This is a genomic window from Lysinibacillus sp. FSL K6-4013 (genome assembly GCF_038630435.1).
In the GTDB taxonomy this organism is placed as follows: Bacteria; Bacillota; Bacilli; order Bacillales_A; family Planococcaceae; genus Lysinibacillus; species Lysinibacillus boronitolerans.
Window position 1 is genome coordinate 128,642 of the sequence record NZ_CP152031.1, and the last position, 17,356, is coordinate 145,997.

7 protein-coding genes, 11 tRNA genes and 6 rRNA genes are annotated in these 17,356 nt (G+C 46.1%); 23 read left to right on the top strand and 1 reads right to left on the bottom strand.

Annotated elements, in window-relative coordinates; translation table 11 throughout:
* Window positions 1–9 precede the first annotated feature (9 nt).
* The 23 genes from folP to rrf (MHB39_RS00770) all read left to right on the top strand — a co-directional run bounded on the left by folP (window position 10) and on the right by rrf (MHB39_RS00770) (window position 16,569).
* Window positions 10–864, top strand: coding sequence for a dihydropteroate synthase (gene folP / locus MHB39_RS00660; RefSeq protein ID WP_342545593.1), 855 nt, complete (start codon window positions 10–12; stop codon window positions 862–864).
* Entirely contained in the window at window positions 864–1,229 is a 366-nt protein-coding gene (folB, locus tag MHB39_RS00665) for a dihydroneopterin aldolase (RefSeq protein ID WP_342545594.1), read from the top strand. The genes folP and folB overlap by 1 nt, the downstream gene beginning before the upstream one ends.
* Window positions 1,229–1,741, top strand: coding sequence for a 2-amino-4-hydroxy-6-hydroxymethyldihydropteridine diphosphokinase (gene folK, locus MHB39_RS00670; protein WP_342545595.1), 513 nt, complete (start codon window positions 1,229–1,231; stop codon window positions 1,739–1,741). The genes folB and folK overlap by 1 nt, the downstream gene beginning before the upstream one ends.
* Before the next feature lie 87 nt (window positions 1,742–1,828).
* Complete coding sequence (gene dusB / locus MHB39_RS00675; RefSeq protein WP_342545597.1) at window positions 1,829–2,869, top strand: tRNA dihydrouridine synthase DusB; 1,041 nt, start codon at window positions 1,829–1,831, stop codon at window positions 2,867–2,869.
* 179 nt (window positions 2,870–3,048) lie between these two features.
* Complete coding sequence (gene lysS, locus MHB39_RS00680) at window positions 3,049–4,551, top strand: lysine--tRNA ligase (protein WP_176408532.1); 1,503 nt, start codon at window positions 3,049–3,051, stop codon at window positions 4,549–4,551.
* Between the two features lie 207 nt (window positions 4,552–4,758).
* The gene (locus MHB39_RS00685) at window positions 4,759–5,040 is read left to right on the top strand and encodes a hypothetical protein (RefSeq protein ID WP_036075669.1); all 282 of its coding nucleotides are present in this window, start codon (window positions 4,759–4,761) and stop codon (window positions 5,038–5,040) included.
* A gap of 664 nt (window positions 5,041–5,704) precedes the next feature.
* Window positions 5,705–7,257, top strand: a 16S ribosomal RNA gene (locus MHB39_RS00690).
* A 182-nt stretch (window positions 7,258–7,439) separates the two neighbouring features.
* Window positions 7,440–10,367, top strand: a 23S ribosomal RNA gene (locus MHB39_RS00695).
* A 114-nt stretch (window positions 10,368–10,481) separates the two neighbouring features.
* Window positions 10,482–10,597, top strand: a 5S ribosomal RNA gene (gene rrf / locus MHB39_RS00700).
* Window positions 10,598–10,607: 10 nt separating this feature from the next.
* Window positions 10,608–10,683, top strand: a tRNA-Val gene (locus tag MHB39_RS00705).
* A gap of 3 nt (window positions 10,684–10,686) precedes the next feature.
* A tRNA-Thr gene (locus tag MHB39_RS00710) sits at window positions 10,687–10,762 on the top strand.
* 7 nt (window positions 10,763–10,769) lie between these two features.
* Window positions 10,770–10,845, top strand: a tRNA-Lys gene (locus MHB39_RS00715).
* 17 nt (window positions 10,846–10,862) lie between these two features.
* Window positions 10,863–10,947, top strand: a tRNA-Leu gene (locus MHB39_RS00720).
* Window positions 10,948–10,982: 35 nt separating this feature from the next.
* Window positions 10,983–11,057: transfer RNA gene (locus MHB39_RS00725), tRNA-Gly, on the top strand.
* A gap of 5 nt (window positions 11,058–11,062) precedes the next feature.
* A tRNA-Leu gene (locus MHB39_RS00730) sits at window positions 11,063–11,151 on the top strand.
* A gap of 8 nt (window positions 11,152–11,159) precedes the next feature.
* A tRNA-Arg gene (locus tag MHB39_RS00735) sits at window positions 11,160–11,236 on the top strand.
* 9 nt (window positions 11,237–11,245) lie between these two features.
* Window positions 11,246–11,322: transfer RNA gene (locus MHB39_RS00740), tRNA-Pro, on the top strand.
* A 15-nt stretch (window positions 11,323–11,337) separates the two neighbouring features.
* A tRNA-Ala gene (locus MHB39_RS00745) sits at window positions 11,338–11,413 on the top strand.
* A 142-nt stretch (window positions 11,414–11,555) separates the two neighbouring features.
* Window positions 11,556–13,108, top strand: a 16S ribosomal RNA gene (locus MHB39_RS00750).
* Between the two features lie 94 nt (window positions 13,109–13,202).
* Window positions 13,203–13,279: transfer RNA gene (locus tag MHB39_RS00755), tRNA-Ile, on the top strand.
* A gap of 12 nt (window positions 13,280–13,291) precedes the next feature.
* Window positions 13,292–13,367, top strand: a tRNA-Ala gene (locus tag MHB39_RS00760).
* A gap of 89 nt (window positions 13,368–13,456) precedes the next feature.
* A 23S ribosomal RNA gene (locus MHB39_RS00765) occupies window positions 13,457–16,384 on the top strand.
* Window positions 16,385–16,453: 69 nt separating this feature from the next.
* Window positions 16,454–16,569: ribosomal RNA gene (gene rrf / locus MHB39_RS00770) — 5S ribosomal RNA — on the top strand.
* Together the 16S, 23S and 5S rRNA genes with 11 tRNA genes alongside form the textbook arrangement of a ribosomal RNA operon.
* 91 nt (window positions 16,570–16,660) lie before the next feature.
* On the opposite strand, the gene MHB39_RS00775 is transcribed toward rrf (MHB39_RS00770), so the two are convergent.
* Entirely contained in the window at window positions 16,661–17,332 is a 672-nt protein-coding gene (locus tag MHB39_RS00775; RefSeq protein ID WP_036075349.1) for a LytTR family DNA-binding domain-containing protein, read from the bottom strand.
* Between the last annotated feature and the right edge of the window lie 24 nt (window positions 17,333–17,356).

Consider the following 17,356-nt stretch of genomic DNA (forward strand, 5'->3'; position numbering starts at 1 on the left):
AGCGTTTACATGCTAGAAAAATATACGAAACCATTAACGATTAATGGGATTACACTAGACTATACACAAGAAACATTTATTATGGGGATTCTAAATGTTACACCTGACTCCTTCTCAGATGGAGGAAAGTATAACAATGTGGAGGCTGCTGTTACCCAAGCGAAAAAAATGGTGGCTGAAGGAGCAAAAATTATTGATGTAGGTGGAGAATCTACACGCCCAGGGTATGAACGAATTTCAGATGAAGATGAAATTGCACGCATCGTGCCTGTTATTCGAGCGTTAGCACAAGAAGTAAAGGTCATTATTTCAGTTGATACGTATAAAGCAAGTGTGGCGCGTGCCGCAATTGAAGCCGGCGCACATATCATCAATGATATTTGGGGAGCAAAGGCAGAACCAGAAATTGCTCAGGTTGCTGCAGACTTACATGTTCCAATCATTTTAATGCATAACCGTGAAAATATGGATTATGGTGTTGATTTTTGGACGACTGCAAAGGCAGATTTAGAAAAAAGTATTGCCATTGCACAGCGAGCGGGAGTTCCCGATCATCATATCATCTTAGACCCCGGTATCGGCTTTGCTAAAAATACTGCACAAAACATAGCTATGATGCAACACTTATCGGATTTAGTGGCTATGGGCTATCCCGTATTATTAGCAACATCACGTAAATCAATGATTGGTAATGTCTTAAACTTACCTGTTGAGGAGCGTCTTGAAGGGACAAGCGCCACAGTGGTTTATGGAATTGAAAAGGGTTGTCATATGATAAGAGTTCATGATGTAAAGGAAATGGCGCGGGCAACGTATATGACGGATGTATTAGTGGGTAAACGTTTGTTTAAGGAGGAAGCGTGATGGATTATATTCATTTAAAGGACATGCAGTTTTATGGTTATCATGGTGTATTAGCAGCTGAAACCACTCTAGGCCAACGCTTTCGAGCAAATGTTTCGCTTGCAGTAGACATGACAAAAGCCGGTGGAACGGATGATCTTTCTTATACCGTAAATTATGCAGAGGTATATGCGTTATGTCGGGATATTGTAGAGGGTGAACCGTTTAAGCTTATTGAGGCTCTTGTTGTGAAAGTAGCAAATGTGATTTTAGCAACCTATCCTGATAAAGTAAAAGGAGTTCGTGTAGAGCTTATTAAACCAGACCCACCTATTCATGGTTATTATAAAGAAGTCTCTGTTGAGGTTACGAGGGGGGATTTCTAATGAATGATGTCTATTTATCTATCGGAACAAATATGGGGGAGAGATATGAGAATCTTCAGCATGCAGTAGACCTTTTAAAAGAAAAGAAGGAACTAGAGTTGATTCGTGTTTCATCTGTTTTTGAAACAGCTGCTGTAGGTTATACGGATCAGGCAGATTTTTTAAATATAGCTGTTCATCTAAAAACAGCTATATCGTCTGTTGAGATGTTGAATATTTGCCAAGAAATCGAACGGGAATTAGGGCGTGTAAGAGAATTCCGCTGGGGCCCAAGAGTTATTGATCTTGACATTTTACTTTACAATCAAGAGAATATTGAAACGGAGAACTTAATTGTTCCTCATCCAAGAATGTACGAGCGAGCATTCGTCCTAGCGCCGCTTGCAGAGATTACACCTTCACCACTTGATGAACAGCTACAACAAGCGCATGATCTGTTACAGCAAATGGATTGTGAAAAGGAAGGCGTAATCTTCTGGAACCACTTTAATGAGCCGTCAGCGGTGAATTAAGTATTTGTATAGGAATGAATTATCAGCGTATAGCATTAACGATAGATAGAGAAAATAGGTAAAGCCTATAGAGGAGGAAGAAAAACGTTGGGTCAGTCAACAGAGAAGCCATTTCAAATTGGCGATATTGTCATGGACAACCGAGTAGTATTAGCGCCAATGGCTGGGATTTGTAACTCTGCTTTCCGATTAACGGTTAAGGAGTTTGGGGCAGGTCTCGTATACGCTGAAATGATTAGTGATAAGGGCATTGTCCAAAAAAATGAAAAAACATTAGGTATGCTTTATATCGATGAACGTGAAAATCCTCTTTCACTGCAAATCTTTGGTGGAGATAAAGAAACCTTAGTGGAAGCAGCGAAATATGTGGATGAAAATACGACTGCTGATATTATTGATATCAACATGGGGTGTCCTGTTAATAAAATTATAAAATGTGAAGCGGGAGCACGTTTACTACTTGATCCTAATAAAGTATATGAGATGGTAGCGGCTGTTGTGGATGCTGTTAAAAAGCCTGTTAGCGTAAAAATGCGTATTGGTTGGGATGAAGAACATATCTTTGCGATTGAAAATGCTCAAGCTGTTGAGCGGGCAGGTGCAGCTGCAGTAGCAGTTCATGGTCGTACACGTGTACAAATGTATGAGGGTAAAGCGAACTGGGATTATATTCGTCAAGTAAAGGAAAATGTCAGCATCCCTGTGCTTGGTAACGGTGACGTGGAAACACCCCAAGATGCTAAACGTATGCTGGAAACTACAGGTGTAGATGCAGTAATGATTGGACGTGCTGCTTTAGGTAATCCATGGATGATCTATCGTACGGTTCAATTCCTAGCAACTGGTGAATTAAAAGAAGAGCCAAGTGTACGAGAAAAAATGGACGTATGTTTACTACACTTTGAACGACTTCTTCAATTAAAAGGAGAAGGAATTGCAGTACGTGAAATGCGTAAGCATGCATCATGGTATTTAAAAGGAATCCGAGGTAATGGTAAGGCCCGCAATGCTATTAACCAAACAGAAACTGCGGCAGAACTTCGTGCATTATTAAATGGTCTTGTACAGGAATATGAAGAGAGCGAATCAAAATTGATTGTACCGGAAGCCAAAGAATTAATAATATAGTTTTTATTATGGGCGTCTCTATAATTTAATAGAGGCGCCTTTTCAGCAGTACCTTTAATTTTTAGAATTATTAATTATTTTGTATTGGATTGAAAATAAATTGAAACAGATGATTACAGCACTAAAATTGTGTACAATAGAAATATTATGGACGTAAACGCGGACAATTTACTTAAGGAGTGAAACAAGTGTCAAATATAGAAGAATTAAATGATCAACTATTGGTGAGACGCCAAAAGATGACAACGATACAAGAAAACGGACAAGATCCATTCGGAAGCCGTTTTGAGCGTACACATTTATCAACAGAAGTACGTGAGCAATTTGCAGATCAAACAAAAGAGCAGCTTGAGGAAAACCTTCAAGAGGTAATTATTGCGGGACGTATTATGACGAAACGTGGTAAAGGAAAAGCTGGCTTTGCACATATTCAAGATTTAAATGGTCAAATTCAAATTTATGTTCGTCAAGATCATGTAGGCGAAGAAGCGTATGAATTATTTAAACAAGCTGATTTAGGAGATATCGTAGGTGTGCGTGGTAACGTGTTCCGTACACAAGTGGGAGAACTTTCTGTAAAGGCTGAGGAATTCACATTCCTTACAAAAGCGCTACGTCCTATGCCAGAGAAATTCCACGGCTTACAGGATGTTGAGCAACGTTATCGCCAACGTTATCTAGATTTAATGACAAACGAAGATAGTAAAAAAACATTTATCACGCGTTCAAAAATTATTCGTGCAATCCGAAATTATTTAGATAATGCTGGATACTTAGAAGTAGAAACACCAATGCTTCACACGATTGCTGGTGGCGCAGCTGCTCGTCCGTTTATTACGCATCACAATGCCCTCGATATGGAATTATATATGCGAATTGCCATCGAATTGCATTTAAAACGTTTAATAGTTGGTGGTTTAGAGAAAGTTTACGAGATCGGACGTGTGTTCCGTAATGAAGGAATTTCTACACGCCACAACCCTGAATTTACAATGATTGAACTATATGAAGCATATGCTGATTATCAAGATATCATGTCTCTAACTGAAAACCTTATTGCACATGTTGCCCAAGAAGTTCTTGGTACAACATCAGTTCAATATGGTGAAGATGAAATCAACCTTGCAGTAGGCTGGAAACGAGTTCACATGGTTGACGCTGTAAAAGAGGCAACAGGTGTAGACTTCTGGCAGCCAATGACAAAAGAACAAGCACAAGCGCTTGCTAAAGAGCATGGAGTAGAAGTGAAGGATGTTCATGAAGTAGGCCATATTATCAATGAATTCTTCGAACAAAAAGTAGAAGAGACGCTTGTACAGCCTACATTTGTATATGGTCACCCGGTAGAGATCTCACCTCTTGCGAAGAAAAATCCAGAGGACGAGCGTTTTACAGATCGCTTTGAGTTATTTATCGTTCGTCGTGAGCACGCTAATGCCTTCACAGAATTAAATGACCCTATCGACCAACGCCAACGCTTTGAAGCACAATTAGCAGAAAAAGAAGCAGGTAATGATGAGGCACATGAAATGGACAATGATTTCATTGAAGCATTAGAATATGGTATGCCTCCAACAGGTGGTTTAGGTATTGGTATTGACCGTTTAATCATGTTACTTACAAATTCACCATCAATTCGTGATGTATTATTATTCCCAACTATGCGTCATATTACAAAATAAATTGCTGCGTAGGCTCTTTATAGAGCTATTAAAGAACAGTTAATGGATTAAGAGGAGAATTCACAGGATAAGTGAGTTCTCTTCTTTTTGTTCAATGAAAAAAATTAAGTTGTTTAAACGTAGATTATATTTAGGTTATACTTTTATAGTTCTATGTTTTTTAAATACAATAAGTATAAAAAAGAAGTATTTTATTGGGGGCTTATAATGAATTACAAAATTATTAACAAACAAGTATTTGAACAGGCACAATTACGTTCTGTTTCTGATGTTCCATTTACGGAGGAAGAGCTCGAGCATGGTATGAAATTAGTCGTTGCTAAAAAAGACGAGACACTTACTTTATATTTAGTGGAAATAGATGGCCATAAGAAATTTGATGTTCGTTGGGACGATTCTTCTGAAATCTTTAGTGGCTGGTATTCTGCATGGGATAACTTCTTGTGGTGCTTAAATATAGTTGACCCTCAAGGTAATGACATAAAATAGGGACATGTTAGGAATAAGCAGGCGCTAAAGTACTTCTACTTTAGCGCCTGCTTATTTTCATTAACAACATAATTAGATTTGCAGTTTTTATTAAGGAAGTAATTTTAAAGTTTTATGAGCTATATTTAACTTGAAAAGTAAGTAGTATTTTAATTTAAGATATTGAGAATTAATAGAAAGAGATGTATAGTAAAACAAATAATAAATAAGGAAAGATACTATGATTTACAATTCTCGTAATTGCGCAAAATAGCTTATTAAAGCAGGTTTATTAAATTAAATTAGATTTTGTGTAAAAAACACTTGCGAAGGCCTGTATAACGTGATAAATTATTACTTGTCGTTAAGACAACGCAATTAACAACATTAGAACTTCAAAAGTAATTTGAAATAAGATGTTGACATGGATGATTGATTATAATATACTTTAAAAGTTGTCTCCGTTGATTCGGAAAAACATTTTAAAAAAATGTTGACAACAAAACGAAAAAGTGTTATAATATAAAAGTTGCTGTCGAGAGATGGTTGCTAAATGAACCTTGAAAACTGAACAAGCAAAACGTAATCAATAAAGTTTTAAGTAGCTAGCTTTGCTAGTGAACAAAACATAATTTTGGACATCAAACATGATGCCAGCAAAACAATTTGAGCTAATCAAATTTCTTTTATGGAGAGTTTGATCCTGGCTCAGGACGAACGCTGGCGGCGTGCCTAATACATGCAAGTCGAGCGAACAGAAAAGGAGCTTGCTCCTTTGACGTTAGCGGCGGACGGGTGAGTAACACGTGGGCAACCTACCCTATAGTTTGGGATAACTCCGGGAAACCGGGGCTAATACCGAATAATCTCTTTTGCTTCATGGCAAGAGACTGAAAGACGGCATCTCGCTGTCGCTATAGGATGGGCCCGCGGCGCATTAGCTAGTTGGTGAGGTAACGGCTCACCAAGGCGACGATGCGTAGCCGACCTGAGAGGGTGATCGGCCACACTGGGACTGAGACACGGCCCAGACTCCTACGGGAGGCAGCAGTAGGGAATCTTCCACAATGGGCGAAAGCCTGATGGAGCAACGCCGCGTGAGTGAAGAAGGTTTTCGGATCGTAAAACTCTGTTGTAAGGGAAGAACAAGTACAGTAGTAACTGGCTGTACCTTGACGGTACCTTATTAGAAAGCCACGGCTAACTACGTGCCAGCAGCCGCGGTAATACGTAGGTGGCAAGCGTTGTCCGGAATTATTGGGCGTAAAGCGCGCGCAGGCGGTCCTTTAAGTCTGATGTGAAAGCCCACGGCTCAACCGTGGAGGGTCATTGGAAACTGGGGGACTTGAGTGCAGAAGAGGAAAGTGGAATTCCAAGTGTAGCGGTGAAATGCGTAGAGATTTGGAGGAACACCAGTGGCGAAGGCGACTTTCTGGTCTGTAACTGACGCTGAGGCGCGAAAGCGTGGGGAGCAAACAGGATTAGATACCCTGGTAGTCCACGCCGTAAACGATGAGTGCTAAGTGTTAGGGGGTTTCCGCCCCTTAGTGCTGCAGCTAACGCATTAAGCACTCCGCCTGGGGAGTACGGTCGCAAGACTGAAACTCAAAGGAATTGACGGGGGCCCGCACAAGCGGTGGAGCATGTGGTTTAATTCGAAGCAACGCGAAGAACCTTACCAGGTCTTGACATCCCGTTGACCACTGTAGAGATATAGTTTCCCCTTCGGGGGCAACGGTGACAGGTGGTGCATGGTTGTCGTCAGCTCGTGTCGTGAGATGTTGGGTTAAGTCCCGCAACGAGCGCAACCCTTGATCTTAGTTGCCATCATTTAGTTGGGCACTCTAAGGTGACTGCCGGTGACAAACCGGAGGAAGGTGGGGATGACGTCAAATCATCATGCCCCTTATGACCTGGGCTACACACGTGCTACAATGGACGATACAAACGGTTGCCAACTCGCGAGAGGGAGCTAATCCGATAAAGTCGTTCTCAGTTCGGATTGTAGGCTGCAACTCGCCTACATGAAGCCGGAATCGCTAGTAATCGCGGATCAGCATGCCGCGGTGAATACGTTCCCGGGCCTTGTACACACCGCCCGTCACACCACGAGAGTTTGTAACACCCGAAGTCGGTGAGGTAACCTTTTGGAGCCAGCCGCCGAAGGTGGGATAGATGATTGGGGTGAAGTCGTAACAAGGTAGCCGTATCGGAAGGTGCGGCTGGATCACCTCCTTTCTAAGGATTATTTCGGAATACAAACCTTGGGTTTGTAAGATTACGTTTTGCGTTCAGTTTTGAAGGTTCATTCTTTCTGAATGAAATACTTCAAAACTTGTTCTTTGAAAACTGGATAAAACGACATTGAAATTGTAACAAACACATTTATTTTTTAAGTTTTTTTATAGGCTTAATAACTTGGTTAAGTTATTAAGGGCGCACGGCGAATGCCTTGGCACTAGGAGCCGAAGAAGGACGGCACTAACACCGATATGCTTCGGGGAGCTGTAAGTGAGCTTTGATCCGGAGATTTCCGAATGGGGGAACCCACTACGTTTAATCGCGTAGTATCTTGACGTGAATACATAGCGTCTTGAAGGCAGACCCAGGGAACTGAAACATCTAAGTACCTGGAGGAAGAGAAAGAAAAATCGATTCCCTGAGTAGCGGCGAGCGAAACGGGAAGAGCCCAAACCAAGAGGCTTGCCTCTTGGGGTTGTAGGACACTCTATACGGAGTTACAAAAGAGCGAGTTAGATGAAGCGACTTGGAAAGGTCCGCCAGAGCAGGTAAAAGCCCTGTAGTCGAAAGTTCGTTCTCTCCTGAGTGGATCCTGAGTACGGCGGAACACGTGAAATTCCGTCGGAATCCGGGAGGACCATCTCCCAAGGCTAAATACTACCTAGTGACCGATAGTGAACCAGTACCGTGAGGGAAAGGTGAAAAGCACCCCGGAAGGGGAGTGAAAGAGATCCTGAAACCGTGTGCCTACAAGTAGTTAGAGCCCGTTAATGGGTGATAGCGTGCCTTTTGTAGAATGAACCGGCGAGTTACGATTACGTGCAAGGTTAAGCTTTAGAAGGCGGAGCCGCAGCGAAAGCGAGTCTGAATAGGGCGAAGTAGTACGTGGTCGTAGACCCGAAACCAGGTGATCTACCCATGTCCAGGGTGAAGGTGAGGTAACACTTACTGGAGGCCCGAACCCACGCACGTTGAAAAGTGCGGGGATGAGGTGTGGGTAGCGGAGAAATTCCAATCGAACTTGGAGATAGCTGGTTCTCTCCGAAATAGCTTTAGGGCTAGCCTCGTGATGAGAATACTGGAGGTAGAGCACTGTTTGGACTAGGGGGCCATCCCGGTTTACCGAATTCAGACAAACTCCGAATGCCAGATATTTATACACGGGAGTCAGACTGCGAGTGATAAGATCCGTAGTCAAAAGGGAAACAGCCCAGACCACCAGCTAAGGTCCCAAAGTAATCGTTAAGTGGAAAAGGATGTGGCGTTGCACAGACAACCAGGATGTTGGCTTAGAAGCAGCCATCATTTAAAGAGTGCGTAATAGCTCACTGGTCGAGTGACGCTGCGCCGAAAATGTATCGGGGCTAAACGATTCACCGAAGCTGTGGATTGACATCTACGATGTCAGTGGTAGGAGAGCGTTCTAAGTGCGTTGAAGTCAGACCGGAAGGACTGGTGGAGCGCTTAGAAGTGAGAATGCCGGTATGAGTAGCGAAAGACGGGTGAGAATCCCGTCCACCGTATGACTAAGGTTTCCTGAGGAAGGCTCGTCCGCTCAGGGTTAGTCGGGACCTAAGCCGAGGCCGATAGGCGTAGGCGATGGACAACAGGTTGATATTCCTGTACCACCTCCTCACCGTTTGAGAAATGGGGGGACGCAGTAGGATAGGGTAAGCGCGCCGTTGGTTGTGCGCGTCCAAGCAGTAAGGCGTGTGTGTAGGCAAATCCGCACACTGTAACGTTGAGCTGTGATGGCGAGTCCGAATGGACGAAGTTCCTGATTTCACACTGCCAAGAAAAGCCTCTATCGAGGTGAGAGGTGCCCGTACCGCAAACCGACACAGGTAGTCGAGGAGAGAATCCTAAGGTGTGCGAGAGAACTCTCGTTAAGGAACTCGGCAAAATGACCCCGTAACTTCGGGAGAAGGGGTGCTCTTGAGCGTGCAAGCGCATGAGAGCCGCAGTGAATAGGCCCAGGCGACTGTTTAGCAAAAACACAGGTCTCTGCAAAACCGTAAGGTGACGTATAGGGGCTGACGCCTGCCCGGTGCTGGAAGGTTAAGAGGAGTGGTTAGCGCAAGCGAAGCTGCGAATTGAAGCCCCAGTAAACGGCGGCCGTAACTATAACGGTCCTAAGGTAGCGAAATTCCTTGTCGGGTAAGTTCCGACCCGCACGAAAGGCGTAACGATCTGGGCACTGTCTCAACGAGAGACTCGGTGAAATTATAGTACCTGTGAAGATGCAGGTTACCCGCGACAGGACGGAAAGACCCCGTGGAGCTTTACTGTAGCCTGATATTGAATTTTGGTACAACTTGTACAGGATAGGTAGGAGCCAGAGATCTCGGAGCGCCAGCTTCGAAGGAGGCGTCGGTGGGATACTACCCTGGTTGTATTGAAATTCTAACCCATGCCCCTTAGCGGGGCAGGAGACAGTGTCAGGCGGACAGTTTGACTGGGGCGGTCGCCTCCTAAAAGGTAACGGAGGCGCCCAAAGGTTCCCTCAGAATGGTTGGAAATCATTCGTAGAGTGTAAAGGCACAAGGGAGCTTGACTGCGAGACCTACAAGTCGAGCAGGGTCGAAAGACGGGCTTAGTGATCCGGTGGTTCCGCATGGAAGGGCCATCGCTCAACGGATAAAAGCTACCCCGGGGATAACAGGCTTATCTCCCCCAAGAGTCCACATCGACGGGGAGGTTTGGCACCTCGATGTCGGCTCATCGCATCCTGGGGCTGTAGTCGGTCCCAAGGGTTGGGCTGTTCGCCCATTAAAGCGGTACGCGAGCTGGGTTCAGAACGTCGTGAGACAGTTCGGTCCCTATCCGTCGTGGGCGTAGGAAATTTGAGAGGAGCTGTCCTTAGTACGAGAGGACCGGGATGGACACACCGCTGGTGTACCAGTTGTCTTGCCAAAGGCATCGCTGGGTAGCTATGTGTGGACGGGATAAGTGCTGAAAGCATCTAAGCATGAAGCCCCCCTCAAGATGAGATTTCCCATTACGCAAGTAAGTAAGATCCCTCAAAGACGATGAGGTAGATAGGTTCGAGGTGGAAGTGTGGTGACACATGGAGCTGACGAATACTAATCGATCGAGGACTTAACCAAAACGTTTGAAGCATTCAATGCACCGTTTATCCAGTTTTGAAAGAACAAGAAAGTTTTAAAAAAAGCTTGTATTTATACTTAAATATGGTATAATAAATCTTGTCTTTTAAAAAGTCTAGTGATGATGGCAAAGAGGTCACACCCGTTCCCATACCGAACACGGAAGTTAAGCTCTTTAGCGCCGATGGTAGTTGGGGGCTTCCCCCTGTGAGAGTAGGACGTCGCTAGGCATAACACCCAGGAGGATTAGCTCAGCTGGGAGAGCATCTGCCTTACAAGCAGAGGGTCGGCGGTTCGAGCCCGTCATCCTCCACCATATGCCGGTTTAGCTCAGCAGGTAGAGCAACTGACTTGTAATCAGTAGGTCGTGGGTTCGATTCCTATAGCCGGCACCATTTTTTCGAGCCATTAGCTCAGTTGGTAGAGCATCTGACTTTTAATCAGAGGGTCGAAGGTTCGAGTCCTTCATGGCTCACCATTTAGAAATAATAATAAGCGGGTGTGGCGGAATTGGCAGACGCACTAGACTTAGGATCTAGCGCCGCAAGGCGTGGGGGTTCGACTCCCTTCACCCGCACCATTATTTTCATTGCCAGATAAAAAACTTATGCACATGCGGAAGTAGTTCAGTGGTAGAACACCACCTTGCCAAGGTGGGGGTCGCGAGTTCGAACCTCGTCTTCCGCTCCAAATGTGCCGGGGTGGCGGAACTGGCAGACGCACAGGACTTAAAATCCTGCGGTAGGTGACTACCGTACCGGTTCGATTCCGGTCCTCGGCACCATTTTAAATGCGCCCGTAGCTCAATTGGATAGAGCGTCTGACTACGGATCAGAAGGTTATGGGTTCGACTCCTGTCGGGCGCGCCATAAGAACAACGGGAAGTAGCTCAGCTTGGTAGAGCACTTGGTTTGGGACCAAGGGGTCGCAGGTTCGAATCCTGTCTTCCCGACCATTTCCTAAAAAATACGGGGCCTTAGCTCAGCTGGGAGAGCGCCTGCCTTGCACGCAGGAGGTCAGCGGTTCGATCCCGCTAGGCTCCACCAATTCAATTACATGAACCTTGAAAACTGAACAAGCAAAACGTAATCAATAAAGTTTTAAGTAGCTAGCTTTGCTAGTGAACAAAACATAATTTTGGACATCAAACATGATGCCAGCAAAACAATTTGAGCTAATCAAATTTCTTTTATGGAGAGTTTGATCCTGGCTCAGGACGAACGCTGGCGGCGTGCCTAATACATGCAAGTCGAGCGAACAGAAAAGGAGCTTGCTCCTTTGACGTTAGCGGCGGACGGGTGAGTAACACGTGGGCAACCTACCCTATAGTTTGGGATAACTCCGGGAAACCGGGGCTAATACCGAATAATCTCTTTTGCTTCATGGCAAGAGACTGAAAGACGGCATCTCGCTGTCGCTATAGGATGGGCCCGCGGCGCATTAGCTAGTTGGTGAGGTAACGGCTCACCAAGGCGACGATGCGTAGCCGACCTGAGAGGGTGATCGGCCACACTGGGACTGAGACACGGCCCAGACTCCTACGGGAGGCAGCAGTAGGGAATCTTCCACAATGGGCGAAAGCCTGATGGAGCAACGCCGCGTGAGTGAAGAAGGTTTTCGGATCGTAAAACTCTGTTGTAAGGGAAGAACAAGTACAGTAGTAACTGGCTGTACCTTGACGGTACCTTATTAGAAAGCCACGGCTAACTACGTGCCAGCAGCCGCGGTAATACGTAGGTGGCAAGCGTTGTCCGGAATTATTGGGCGTAAAGCGCGCGCAGGCGGTCCTTTAAGTCTGATGTGAAAGCCCACGGCTCAACCGTGGAGGGTCATTGGAAACTGGGGGACTTGAGTGCAGAAGAGGAAAGTGGAATTCCAAGTGTAGCGGTGAAATGCGTAGAGATTTGGAGGAACACCAGTGGCGAAGGCGACTTTCTGGTCTGTAACTGACGCTGAGGCGCGAAAGCGTGGGGAGCAAACAGGATTAGATACCCTGGTAGTCCACGCCGTAAACGATGAGTGCTAAGTGTTAGGGGGTTTCCGCCCCTTAGTGCTGCAGCTAACGCATTAAGCACTCCGCCTGGGGAGTACGGTCGCAAGACTGAAACTCAAAGGAATTGACGGGGGCCCGCACAAGCGGTGGAGCATGTGGTTTAATTCGAAGCAACGCGAAGAACCTTACCAGGTCTTGACATCCCGTTGACCACTGTAGAGATATAGTTTCCCCTTCGGGGGCAACGGTGACAGGTGGTGCATGGTTGTCGTCAGCTCGTGTCGTGAGATGTTGGGTTAAGTCCCGCAACGAGCGCAACCCTTGATCTTAGTTGCCATCATTTAGTTGGGCACTCTAAGGTGACTGCCGGTGACAAACCGGAGGAAGGTGGGGATGACGTCAAATCATCATGCCCCTTATGACCTGGGCTACACACGTGCTACAATGGACGATACAAACGGTTGCCAACTCGCGAGAGGGAGCTAATCCGATAAAGTCGTTCTCAGTTCGGATTGTAGGCTGCAACTCGCCTACATGAAGCCGGAATCGCTAGTAATCGCGGATCAGCATGCCGCGGTGAATACGTTCCCGGGCCTTGTACACACCGCCCGTCACACCACGAGAGTTTGTAACACCCGAAGTCGGTGAGGTAACCTTTTGGAGCCAGCCGCCGAAGGTGGGATAGATGATTGGGGTGAAGTCGTAACAAGGTAGCCGTATCGGAAGGTGCGGCTGGATCACCTCCTTTCTAAGGATATTTTCGGAATACAAACCATGGGTTTGTAAGATTACGTTTTGCGTTCAGTTTTGAAGGTTTATGAAATCTAATAAAACTTCCAAGAGGGCCTATAGCTCAGCTGGTTAGAGCGCACGCCTGATAAGCGTGAGGTCGATGGTTCGAGTCCATTTAGGCCCACCATATATACCTCTTGGGGCCTTAGCTCAGCTGGGAGAGCGCCTGCCTTGCACGCAGGAGGTCAGCGGTTCGATCCCGCTAGGCTCCACCAATTTTTGTTCTTTGAAAACTGGATAAAACGACATTGAAATTGTAACAAACACATTTATTTTTTAAGTTTTTTTATAGGCTTAATAACTTGGTTAAGTTATTAAGGGCGCACGGCGAATGCCTTGGCACTAGGAGCCGAAGAAGGACGGCACTAACACCGATATGCTTCGGGGAGCTGTAAGTGAGCTTTGATCCGGAGATTTCCGAATGGGGGAACCCACTACGTTTAATCGCGTAGTATCTTGACGTGAATACATAGCGTCTTGAAGGCAGACCCAGGGAACTGAAACATCTAAGTACCTGGAGGAAGAGAAAGAAAAATCGATTCCCTGAGTAGCGGCGAGCGAAACGGGAAGAGCCCAAACCAAGAGGCTTGCCTCTTGGGGTTGTAGGACACTCTATACGGAGTTACAAAAGAGCGAGTTAGATGAAGCGACTTGGAAAGGTCCGCCAGAGCAGGTAAAAGCCCTGTAGTCGAAAGTTCGTTCTCTCCTGAGTGGATCCTGAGTACGGCGGAACACGTGAAATTCCGTCGGAATCCGGGAGGACCATCTCCCAAGGCTAAATACTACCTAGTGACCGATAGTGAACCAGTACCGTGAGGGAAAGGTGAAAAGCACCCCGGAAGGGGAGTGAAAGAGATCCTGAAACCGTGTGCCTACAAGTAGTTAGAGCCCGTTAATGGGTGATAGCGTGCCTTTTGTAGAATGAACCGGCGAGTTACGATTACGTGCAAGGTTAAGCTTTAGAAGGCGGAGCCGCAGCGAAAGCGAGTCTGAATAGGGCGATGTAGTACGTGGTCGTAGACCCGAAACCAGGTGATCTACCCATGTCCAGGGTGAAGGTGAGGTAACACTTACTGGAGGCCCGAACCCACGCACGTTGAAAAGTGCGGGGATGAGGTGTGGGTAGCGGAGAAATTCCAATCGAACTTGGAGATAGCTGGTTCTCTCCGAAATAGCTTTAGGGCTAGCCTCGTGATGAGAATACTGGAGGTAGAGCACTGTTTGGACTAGGGGGCCATCCCGGTTTACCGAATTCAGACAAACTCCGAATGCCAGATATTTATACACGGGAGTCAGACTGCGAGTGATAAGATCCGTAGTCAAAAGGGAAACAGCCCAGACCACCAGCTAAGGTCCCAAAGTAATCGTTAAGTGGAAAAGGATGTGGCGTTGCACAGACAACCAGGATGTTGGCTTAGAAGCAGCCATCATTTAAAGAGTGCGTAATAGCTCACTGGTCGAGTGACGCTGCGCCGAAAATGTATCGGGGCTAAACGATTCACCGAAGCTGTGGATTGACATCTACGATGTCAGTGGTAGGAGAGCGTTCTAAGTGCGTTGAAGTCAGACCGGAAGGACTGGTGGAGCGCTTAGAAGTGAGAATGCCGGTATGAGTAGCGAAAGACGGGTGAGAATCCCGTCCACCGTATGACTAAGGTTTCCTGAGGAAGGCTCGTCCGCTCAGGGTTAGTCGGGACCTAAGCCGAGGCCGATAGGCGTAGGCGATGGACAACAGGTTGATATTCCTGTACCACCTCCTCACCGTTTGAGAAATGGGGGGACGCAGTAGGATAGGGTAAGCGCGCCGTTGGTTGTGCGCGTCCAAGCAGTAAGGCGTGTGTGTAGGCAAATCCGCACACTGTAACGTTGAGCTGTGATGGCGAGTCCGAATGGACGAAGTTCCTGATTTCACACTGCCAAGAAAAGCCTCTATCGAGGTGAGAGGTGCCCGTACCGCAAACCGACACAGGTAGTCGAGGAGAGAATCCTAAGGTGTGCGAGAGAACTCTCGTTAAGGAACTCGGCAAAATGACCCCGTAACTTCGGGAGAAGGGGTGCTCTTGAGCGTGCAAGCGCATGAGAGCCGCAGTGAATAGGCCCAGGCGACTGTTTAGCAAAAACACAGGTCTCTGCAAAACCGTAAGGTGACGTATAGGGGCTGACGCCTGCCCGGTGCTGGAAGGTTAAGAGGAGTGGTTAGCGCAAGCGAAGCTGCGAATTGAAGCCCCAGTAAACGGCGGCCGTAACTATAACGGTCCTAAGGTAGCGAAATTCCTTGTCGGGTAAGTTCCGACCCGCACGAAAGGCGTAACGATCTGGGCACTGTCTCAACGAGAGACTCGGTGAAATTATAGTACCTGTGAAGATGCAGGTTACCCGCGACAGGACGGAAAGACCCCGTGGAGCTTTACTGTAGCCTGATATTGAATTTTGGTACAACTTGTACAGGATAGGTAGGAGCCAGAGATCTCGGAGCGCCAGCTTCGAAGGAGGCGTCGGTGGGATACTACCCTGGTTGTATTGAAATTCTAACCCATGCCCCTTAGCGGGGCAGGAGACAGTGTCAGGCGGACAGTTTGACTGGGGCGGTCGCCTCCTAAAAGGTAACGGAGGCGCCCAAAGGTTCCCTCAGAATGGTTGGAAATCATTCGTAGAGTGTAAAGGCACAAGGGAGCTTGACTGCGAGACCTACAAGTCGAGCAGGGTCGAAAGACGGGCTTAGTGATCCGGTGGTTCCGCATGGAAGGGCCATCGCTCAACGGATAAAAGCTACCCCGGGGATAACAGGCTTATCTCCCCCAAGAGTCCACATCGACGGGGAGGTTTGGCACCTCGATGTCGGCTCATCGCATCCTGGGGCTGTAGTCGGTCCCAAGGGTTGGGCTGTTCGCCCATTAAAGCGGTACGCGAGCTGGGTTCAGAACGTCGTGAGACAGTTCGGTCCCTATCCGTCGTGGGCGTAGGAAATTTGAGAGGAGCTGTCCTTAGTACGAGAGGACCGGGATGGACACACCGCTGGTGTACCAGTTGTCTTGCCAAAGGCATCGCTGGGTAGCTATGTGTGGACGGGATAAGTGCTGAAAGCATCTAAGCATGAAGCCCCCCTCAAGATGAGATTTCCCATTACGCAAGTAAGTAAGATCCCTCAAAGACGATGAGGTAGATAGGTTCGAGGTGGAAGTGTGGTGACACATGGAGCTGACGAATACTAATCGATCGAGGACTTAACCAAAACGTTTGAAACATTCAATGCACCGTTTATCCAGTTTTGAAAGAATAAATCTTTCAATTAAATACAAAGTCTAGTGATGATGGCAAAGAGGTCACACCCGTTCCCATACCGAACACGGAAGTTAAGCTCTTTAGCGCCGATGGTAGTTGGGGGCTTCCCCCTGTGAGAGTAGGACGTCGCTAGGCAAATGAAAGACCAGAGAATTTCTTCTCTGGTCTTTTTTGTTGTACTGAAATTAAGAAAGTAGGCTGTTCCCGGAAAAGGACAGCCTTATACTTAAAACTCAAGAGCATTCCGAAGATCATTTAGATAAGATTGACTCACTGGTAACTCACTTCCATCAATTAAAGTGACAATAAAATTTGATGTTAAATCGCGTGCCATTTTTTTTATGAAATGTATATTTACAATGTAAGATCTATGGATACGAATAAAATATGAGGGTAATCGTAATTGAAGTTCTTTAAGTGTAATACTCGTTTTATACTGATCACCCTCTACATAAAACCATGTTTTTTTCTGTAGGCTTTCAATATGAGATATTTTATTAATTGCTACAGGATTCCATTCCTCCTCTTGCTTTCCAGTTAAAAATTGATATGGTTCGGCTCTTTTTGTTGTAAATGATGACGGTAGGACAATGACAAGAGCAGCAGGCTTATTTTGAATGTATATGGGATAACCAATGCCGTAATATGGCGTATCAAATAGGGAATTATCTAAAATAGCATCTGTTTTTTTTTGAGTCTGTAACACTTGGTCCGCAATACTCCCAGGTAATACTTGTTGCCCTATCTCTAAATGAATACTTTGGTGACCAGAGTGAAAATAAACATAAGAATGTTCAACAGCAATCGCAATGGATGAATCAGCAGGTATCCAGTCTTTTAACATAAAAATATATTGTTGTGAAATATCTTTTACGAAAGAATTTAACTCATTGTTCATTGTGAATATCCCCCTTGTTTGTAA

Bases quoted from the DNA above. Each gene is read 5' to 3' on its own strand.
- MHB39_RS00775 (WP_036075349.1), bottom strand. From the start codon at position 17,332: ATGAACAATGAGTTAAATTCTTTCGTAAAAGATATTTCACAACAATAT.
- MHB39_RS00685 (WP_036075669.1), top strand. From the start codon at position 4,759: ATGAATTACAAAATTATTAACAAACAAGTATTTGAACAGGCACAATTA.
- folP (WP_342545593.1), top strand. From the start codon at position 10: ATGCTAGAAAAATATACGAAACCATTAACGATTAATGGGATTACACTA.
- folK (WP_342545595.1), top strand. From the start codon at position 1,229: ATGAATGATGTCTATTTATCTATCGGAACAAATATGGGGGAGAGATAT.
- folB (WP_342545594.1), top strand. From the start codon at position 864: ATGGATTATATTCATTTAAAGGACATGCAGTTTTATGGTTATCATGGT.